Source organism: Deltaproteobacteria bacterium GWC2_65_14, assembly GCA_001797615.1.
GTDB lineage: Bacteria > Desulfobacterota > Deferrimicrobia > Deferrimicrobiales > Deferrimicrobiaceae > GWC2-65-14.
Map to the genome: position 1 here is coordinate 45978 of MGPV01000042.1, position 7451 is coordinate 53428.

General features: G+C 67.2%; 8 protein-coding genes and 1 pseudogene (1 of these 9 only partly in view). All 9 read left to right on the forward strand.

Translation table 11 applies throughout. The features are described 5' to 3' along the window. Positions 1-31: 31 nt before the first annotated feature. Entirely contained in the window at positions 32-334 is a 303-nt protein-coding gene (locus A2X88_01850) for a hypothetical protein (protein ID OGP33843.1), read from the forward strand. Next, on the forward strand, positions 331-699 hold the full coding sequence (locus A2X88_01855; protein OGP33844.1) for a ribosome-binding factor A: 369 nt from the start codon (positions 331-333) through the stop codon (positions 697-699). Before A2X88_01850 ends, A2X88_01855 begins: the two co-directional genes overlap by 4 nt. Beyond that, the gene (locus tag A2X88_01860) at positions 689-1651 is read left to right on the forward strand and encodes a hypothetical protein (GenBank protein OGP33845.1); all 963 of its coding nucleotides are present in this window, start codon (positions 689-691) and stop codon (positions 1649-1651) included. Before A2X88_01855 ends, A2X88_01860 begins: the two co-directional genes overlap by 11 nt. After that, positions 1651-2538 (forward strand): tRNA pseudouridine(55) synthase TruB, encoded by an 888-nt coding sequence (locus A2X88_01865; protein OGP33907.1) that lies wholly within the window; start codon positions 1651-1653, stop codon positions 2536-2538. The genes A2X88_01860 and A2X88_01865 overlap by 1 nt, the downstream gene beginning before the upstream one ends. Before the next feature lie 89 nt (positions 2539-2627). Beyond that, on the forward strand, positions 2628-2897 hold the full coding sequence (locus A2X88_01870) for a 30S ribosomal protein S15 (protein OGP33846.1): 270 nt from the start codon (positions 2628-2630) through the stop codon (positions 2895-2897). 69 nt (positions 2898-2966) lie between these two features. Further along, on the forward strand, positions 2967-5174 hold the full coding sequence (locus tag A2X88_01875; GenBank protein ID OGP33847.1) for a polyribonucleotide nucleotidyltransferase: 2208 nt from the start codon (positions 2967-2969) through the stop codon (positions 5172-5174). A gap of 36 nt (positions 5175-5210) precedes the next feature. Continuing rightward, the gene (locus A2X88_01880) at positions 5211-6458 is read left to right on the forward strand and encodes a hypothetical protein (GenBank protein ID OGP33848.1); all 1248 of its coding nucleotides are present in this window, start codon (positions 5211-5213) and stop codon (positions 6456-6458) included. Between the two features lie 4 nt (positions 6459-6462). Further along, positions 6463-6930 (forward strand): deoxyuridine 5'-triphosphate nucleotidohydrolase, encoded by a 468-nt coding sequence (locus tag A2X88_01885; protein ID OGP33849.1) that lies wholly within the window; start codon positions 6463-6465, stop codon positions 6928-6930. Next, positions 6927-7451, forward strand: a pseudogene (locus tag A2X88_01890) (hypothetical protein) (it continues 36 nt past the right edge of the window). The gene A2X88_01885 and the pseudogene A2X88_01890 overlap by 4 nt, the downstream one beginning before the upstream one ends.

Genomic DNA, 7451 nt, shown 5'->3' on the forward strand with positions numbered 1-7451 from the left:
CGCCCTTTCCCGATTTCGTACGGAGACCGGAATGCTGGTCGCGGTGCTCGTAGCGGAACTTCGCATCCCCGACGCCCTGTCGCTGAAGGACAAGCGGAGGAGGATGAGCGCCCTGACCGGAAGGATCCGCGCGAAGTTCCCGGTTTCGGTGGCCGAGGTCGGCTGCCGGGACCTGCTGCAGCGGGGGCGGATCGGCGTCGCGCTGGTGACGACCGACGCCCGGCTGGCCCAGTCGATGCTTGACAGGATCACCGACATTCTCGGCGGGGACGGCGAGGTGGAGATGACCGACCGCACGATCGAAATTCTCCGGATCGATGACGAAGCGCGATGAAGGGACGAGGGGACCGGCATGTCCGCGTCGCGGAGCGGATCCGGGAGGAGGTCTCCCTGCTTCTCCTGAACCGGGTGAAGGACCCCGGGACCGGCCCCGTCACCGTGACCGACGTGACGGTGACGCCCGATCTCCGGATGGCGCGGATCTTCTATTCCGTGCTCGGAGGGGAGGAGGAGCGGGCGGCCGCCCGGAAGGGCCTTCGGCGGTCGAAGGGTTTTCTCCGGCGGGAGCTGGGGCGCGTCCTGCAGATCCGGTACTCCCCCGACCTGACCTTCCTGTACGACGCCTCCTACGAGAAAGGGGCCCGGATCGACAGCCTCCTGAGGGAAGCCGGGTCGGACGGGGTCGCCGATGAGGAATGACCTCGAGCGGATCGTCCGCCTGTTCCGGGAGCGGGACCGGTTCCTGATCGCCTGCCACGAGAATCCGGAGGGGGACGCCATCGGGTCGGAGCTGGCGCTCGCCCTGGCGCTGCGGAAGACGGGGAAAACGGCGACGGTGCTGAACTCCGATCCCGTACCCGCGAACCTGAAGTTTCTGCCGGGGGCGGACACGGTCGTCTTCGACGGGGACGGGGACGGGTACGAGGTGGCGGTGGTGCTGGACTGCGGATCGCCCGAGCGGACTGGCCGGGTGGGGGCGGAGCTGCGGAAGTGCCCGCTGACGGTGAACATCGACCACCATGTGACGAACGGGCGGCACGGCGAGGTTTGCCTGGTCGATCCGGAAGCCGCGGCCACCGGCGTGCTGGTCTACCGGGTCCTGGACGCGATGGGGGTTCCGATCGATCCGGAGATCGCCGTGAACCTGTACGTGTCGATCCTGACGGACACGGGGTCGTTCCACTATTCCAACGCCAACCCGGAAGCCTTCGAGATCGCGGCGGAGATGGTACGGCGCGGAGTCGATCCCTGGAGCGTGTCGGAGCAGGTCTACGAGACCCGGAGCCGGGAAAGCATCGGGCTGCTCGGGAGGGTCCTCTCCTCCCTGGAGACGTCGCCGTCCGGGAAGATGGCGGCCATCACGACGATGCGGAAGGATCTGGAGGATTTCCGTGCGAGGAAGGACAGCCTGGAGGGCTTCATCAACTATCCCCGCTCCATCGCGGGTGTCGAAGTCGCCGTGGCCTTCCGCGAGGAGGGAGACCGGGAGTTCCGCGTGAGTTTCCGCTCGAAGGGACGGGTGGATGTCGCGCGGGTCGCGGCCGCCTTCGGAGGAGGGGGGCACCGGAACGCGGCCGGGTGCACCGTGACGGGGACCCTTTCCGAGGCGAAGCGCAGGGTATTCGCGGCGCTGGAGGAGGCCCTCTCGTGATCGACGGAGTGGTCGTTCTCGACAAACCGCCGGGGATCACCTCCTTCCGGGCCGTCGAGCAGGTGCGGAGGGTGTTCCGGGAAAAGAAGGGCGGGCATGCCGGCACGCTCGACCCGATGGCCACGGGGGTTCTGCCGATCTGCCTGGGGCGGGCCACCAAGATCGCGGGGTACCTGGCCGGGCAGGAGAAGGAGTACGACGTCCTCTTCCGGTTCGGCGCGGAGACGGACACGGGAGACCGCGAGGGGAAGGAGACCGCCTCGGCCCCGGGAGCCTTCGCGGACGAAGGAGCGGTCCGGGCCGCGGTGGAAAGGCTCGAAGGGAACTGGGCCCAGGTCCCCCCGGCCTATTCCGCCGTGAAGGTGGGCGGAAAGCGGGCCTACGTGCTGGCCCGCCAGGGGAAGACTCCGGAGCTCGCCCCCAGAAGCGTCACCGTCTACGAGGCTCGGCTGCTCGGGTGGAGCCGGGAGGGGTTCCGCCTGCTTCTGCGGACCTCGAAGGGGTTCTACGTCCGTGCGCTCTCCCGGGACATGGGAAGGGAGTTCGGCGTTCCGATGACGGTGGCGGCGCTGTCCCGCCTCCGGTGCGGCCCGTTCCGACTGGAGGAATCGGTCTCCCTCGACGAACTGGCCGAGGCCGGGCGGCGGGAGGAGGCCCGGAAGCACCTGCTTCCGATCACGAAGGCCCTCGAGGGATTTCCCCAGGTGAGGATTCCCCACGAGGCGGTCGCGGCGATCCGTACCGGACGCGGCCCCGGCCCCTGGCTCGCGAGTGAGACGATCCCGGCGGGGTTGGGGGTGGTCCTGCTGACGGGGGCCGACGGCGGCCCGGTCGCCCTGGTCGGGCGCAGTCCGGAAGGGATCTGGAGGATCGTCCGGGGGTTATGATTTTACTTCCCCCGGGCGATATGATATAAACGAATAATCGAGTTATTCCGCGGATTTCATGACACCCTCGACAGGAGAAGGATGGGGAAATGAGCCTGGTGACGGAGAAGAAAAAGGACCTGATCGGAAAGTTCCGGTTGCATGAGTCGGACACCGGCTCGCCCGAGGTGCAGATCGCGCTCCTGACGGAGCGGATCAACATGATCACCGATCACCTCAAGACCCACTCCAAGGATTTCAATACCCGGCGCGGCCTACTGAAGCTGGTCGGCCAGCGGCGCCGGCTTCTCGATTACCTGAAGGCGAAGGAATCGCTCCGCTACAAAGCGGTGCTGGAATCGCTGGGCCTGCGGAAGTAGTCCGGCAACCCGCTCTCGACCGACACACTCCAGGCCGGTTCCCGGCCGAACAGAAGGGAAAACAATACCGTGGGAAACGTGTACGAAACGGAACTGTCCGGCAGGAAACTTTCCATCGAAACGGGAGATCTGGCGAAGCAGGCGGGCGGCTCGGCCGTCGTCCGGTACGGGGATTCCGTCGTCCTGGTGACCGCCTGCGCGAGCGAGACCCCGCGTCCCGGGATCGACTTCCTCCCGCTCGTGGTCGACTACGTGGAAAAGACGTTTGCCGCGGGGAAGATCCCCGGCGGCTTCTTCAAGCGGGAGGGGCGGCTTTCGGAGTACGAGGTGCTCACCTCCCGCCTGATCGACCGGCCGATCCGGCCGCTCTTTCCGAAAGGGTTCTACAACGAGATCCAGGTCATCGCCACCGTGCTCTCCGCCGACAAGGAGAACGATACGGGGGTGATCGCGATGATCGGGGCGTCGGCCGCCCTGTCCATCTCCGACATCCCCTTCGCCGGACCGATCGCAGGCGCGCGGGTGGGGAGGATCGACGGCGAGCTCGTCATCAATCCGAGGATTCCCGACATGGAGAAGAGCGACATGAACATCTTCGTCTCCGGGAGCCGCGAGGCGATCCTCATGGTGGAGGGGGAAGCCTCCGAGGTTCCCGAAGGGGATGTCCTCGACGCCATTCTCTTCGCGCACCGCTCCCTGGTTCCCCTCCTGGACATGCAGGATCGGATGGCGAAGGAGACGGGGAAGGCCAAGCGGATCTTCGCGAAGGAGGAACTGGGGGACGAGGAGATCCGCAGGATCACCCAGACGGCGGAGAAGGAGCTCCGGGAGGCGTACGCGATCGTCGGGAAGCAGGATCGCCGCAAGCGGATCGAGGAAATCGCCGAGGCGGTGCGGAACCTCTTTCCCGAGGAGGAGCGACTGGCGAAGAGGAACCTCATCGCGGGGGCCTTCAAGAACATCGAAAAGAAGATCGTCCGCGGGAAGGTCCTCGCGGAAAAGCGGCGGATCGACGGAAGGGGGCTCGCGGACGTCCGGGCGATCGACTGCCGGGTGGGCATCCTTCCCAGGACACACGGGTCGGCCCTCTTCACGCGCGGGGAGACCCAGGTCCTCGTCACCGCCACCCTGGGGACTTCGCAGGACGAGCAGAGGATCGACTCGCTCCTCGGGGACACGACAAAATCGTTCATGCTCCACTACAACTTTCCACCCTTCTCCGTGGGAGAGGTGAAGATGCTGCGGGCCCCCGCCCGCCGGGAGGTGGGACACGGAGTCCTCGCCGAGCGGGCGGTTTCCAAGGTCCTCCCGCCCGAGATGGATTTCCCCTATACGATCCGGCTCGTCTCCGAGGTCCTGGAATCGAACGGCTCCTCCTCCATGGCCACGGTGTGCGGGTCGTCGCTGGCGATGATGGACGCGGGGGTCCCCACGAAGGGGAGCGTCTCCGGCATCGCGATGGGGCTGATCAAGGAGGGGGACGATGTGGCGGTCCTCTCCGACATCCTGGGGGACGAGGACCACCTGGGGGACATGGACTTCAAGATCGCGGGGACCGCGAAGGGGATCACCGCCATCCAGATGGACATCAAGATCGGCGGGGTGAGCCGGGAGGTCCTGCTGTCGGCGCTGAAACAGGCCAGGGAAGGCTGCCTGCACATCCTCGGGAAGATGGACGCGGCGCTCGCGACGCCCCGACAGGAGCTCTCTCCCTTCGCTCCCAGGATCTACGTGATGACGGTCAAGACCGAGAAGATCCGCGAGATCATCGGCCCGGGAGGCAAGGTCATCCGGGGGATCCAGGAGCAGACCGGCGTCAAGATCGACATCGACGACGACGGCACCATCAAGATCGCGGCGGTGGACGCCGAGGCGGCGAAGGCGGCGATCTCCATCATCGAGGGGATCGTCCAGGAGGCGGAGGTCGGGAAGGTGTACGAGGGGAAGGTCCGCCGCATCATGGACTTCGGCGCCTTCGTGGAGCTGTTCCCCGGGACCGACGGCCTCCTGCACATCTCCCAGATCAGCAAGAACCGGGTCCGCTCCGTGTCGGACATCTACAAGGAGGGAGACCCGGTCACGGTGCGGGTGATCGAGGTCGACCGGGATGGGAAGATCCGCCTCTCCCACAAGGAGTTCGAGAAGGGGGGGGAGAACCCCTACGTGGAAGGGGAGGGGGGAGAGCCTCCGCCGAGACCGGAACCGGCGGACCGCGGCGACAGGGATCGTCCCCGGGACGGGGAGCGCGGACGCGGCGGCCGGAGAGGCCGCCGGTAGCCGGACCGGCCGGGAAGAACCGGTGAGCGGCGCGGCATGAAGGTCGCCAGGACGGTTCTGGACAACGGCGTCACGATCCTCTCAGAGCAGGTTCCCCACCTGGTGTCGACGACGGTGGGAATCTGGGTGCCCGCCGGCTCGAGGGGCGAATCTCCCGCCGAGAACGGGATCGGCCACTTCATCGAGCATATGCTCTTCAAGGGGACGGTCCGGAGGAAGGCGCTCGACATCTCCCGGGAGATCGAGTCGGTCGGCGGAAACATGAACGCCTGCACCGACCGGGAGTATGTCTACTTCTTCGCGAAGGTCCTTTCCCGGGATTTCTCCCTGGCCGTCGATATCCTCTCCGACATCTACCTGAACTCCTGCTTCGACTCCCTGGAGCTGGAGCGGGAAAAAGGGGTCGTCCTGCAGGAGATCCTGATGGTCGAGGACAACCCCGAGGAGTTCCTGCACGACTTCTTCCATGAATCCTACTGGGGAGGGCATCCCCTCGGGCTCCCGGTGCAGGGCACCGCGGGGAACGTCTCCGAATTCTCGAAGGGGAAGGTCATCGGGTACTTCCGGGACCGCTTCCGGCGCGAGGGGCTCGTCGTGACGGTGGTCGGCAACCTCCCGCACGAGCGGGTCGCGGAGGAGCTGGAGCGCGCCTTCGGTCCGCTCCGGCTGGGGGAGCGCCACCGGCCGGACGCGTCGCCGTCCCCCCGGCGGGAGACCTTCCTCCGGCAACGTCCGATCGAGCAGGTCTGCCTGTGCCTCGGCGCGCCCGCGGTTCCGCGGACCAGCGACCGGAAGTACATCGCACTGATCCTGAACGCCATCCTCGGCGGCAGCATGAGCAGCCGGCTCTTCCAGGAGATCCGCGAGCAGCGGGGGCTCGCCTATTCCGTCTACTCCTCCCTTTCCGCCTACACCGATTCCGGGATCCTGAAGATCTGCGTCGGCACGACGCCGGACAAGGTTCCGGAGGTGCTGCAGGTGACCTCCGGGGTGGTGGAGGCGCTGTGCGCCGGACGGTTCGGCGACGAGGAAGTGGCCTTCGCACGCGACCTGATCAAGGGGAACATGCTCCTCTCGCTGGAGAACGCCGAGTTCCGGATGAGCCGGATGGCGATGTGCGAGATGTTTCTCGGGCGGTTCGAGACGCCCGAGGAGACCCTGGGGAAGGTGGACGCGGTGACCCCCGACGCGGTGCGGGAGCTCGCGGCGGAGATGCTGTGCCGGGAGAGATTCACGCTGGCCGCGGTGGGGGAGCTTCCGGACGCCTCCCGCCTCTCCTTCTGACGGGATGGAGCCCGGCCTGACCGTCCCGGTGCGGTTCGTGCGGGAGGGAAGCCGCGGGCTTCTCCCGGCGTACCAGACCGAAGGGGCCTCGGGGATGGACCTGTTCGCGGACCTGGAGGGGGAGGTGGTTCTACCGCCTGCCGGAAGGGCGCTCGTCCCGACCGGGATCGCGGTGGCGATCCCCCCGGGGGTGGAGGGACAGGTGAGGCCGAGAAGCGGGCTTGCCGCCCGCAGCGGGATCACCTGCCTGAACAGCCCCGGGACCATCGATTCCGACTACCGCGGGGAGATCCGCGTTCTCCTGGTCAACCTCGGGGAGGAACCCTTCGTCGTCCGGAGGGGAGACCGGATCGCCCAGCTGGTCTTTTCCCCCGTCCTGCGGGCCACCCTGCGGGAGGTGGGGACGCTCGACGGGACACCCCGCGGGGAGCGGGGGTTCGGACACACCGGTGAACGGGGAGGCGGGCGGTGATCGAACGGTACACGAGACCCGGGATGGCGGCGGTCTGGCAGGCGGAAAACCGGTTCCGGATCTGGCTCGATATCGAGCTGTTGGCCATGGAGGCGATGGTCCGGCAGGGGAGGATTCCCGCGGACGCCCTTGCGCGGGTCCGCCAGCGGGCGGGCTTCGACGCGGCCCGGATCGAGGAGATCGAAAAACGGGTCAAGCACGACGTGATCGCCTTCCTGACCTCGGTCGCGGAGCATGTCGGGGACGACTCCCGGTTTCTTCACGTGGGGATGACGAGCTCCGACGTGCTGGACACCTCCTTCGCCGTCCAGATGCGCCAGGCACTCACCCTGCTGATCCGGGAGGCGGAGAAGGTGTTCGAGGTGCTCCGGGCCCGTGCCCTCGAGCACAAGGACACCGTGATGATCGGGCGCACCCACGGGGTTCACGCGGAGCCGGTCACCTTCGGGCTGAAGTTGGCCATCTGGGCGGACGAGATGCGCCGGAACATTTCCCGCCTGCGTCGCGCCCGGGAGGTGATC

What these genes read in the sequence shown, in the direction of transcription:
- A2X88_01850 (OGP33843.1), top strand. Translation starts at nt 32, where the DNA reads ATGCTGGTCGCGGTGCTCGTAGCGGAACTTCGCATCCCCGACGCCCTG.
- A2X88_01855 (OGP33844.1), top strand. Translation starts at nt 331, where the DNA reads ATGAAGGGACGAGGGGACCGGCATGTCCGCGTCGCGGAGCGGATCCGG.
- A2X88_01860 (OGP33845.1), top strand. Translation starts at nt 689, where the DNA reads ATGAGGAATGACCTCGAGCGGATCGTCCGCCTGTTCCGGGAGCGGGAC.
- A2X88_01870 (OGP33846.1), top strand. Translation starts at nt 2,628, where the DNA reads ATGAGCCTGGTGACGGAGAAGAAAAAGGACCTGATCGGAAAGTTCCGG.
- A2X88_01880 (OGP33848.1), top strand. Translation starts at nt 5,211, where the DNA reads ATGAAGGTCGCCAGGACGGTTCTGGACAACGGCGTCACGATCCTCTCA.
- A2X88_01885 (OGP33849.1), top strand. Translation starts at nt 6,463, where the DNA reads ATGGAGCCCGGCCTGACCGTCCCGGTGCGGTTCGTGCGGGAGGGAAGC.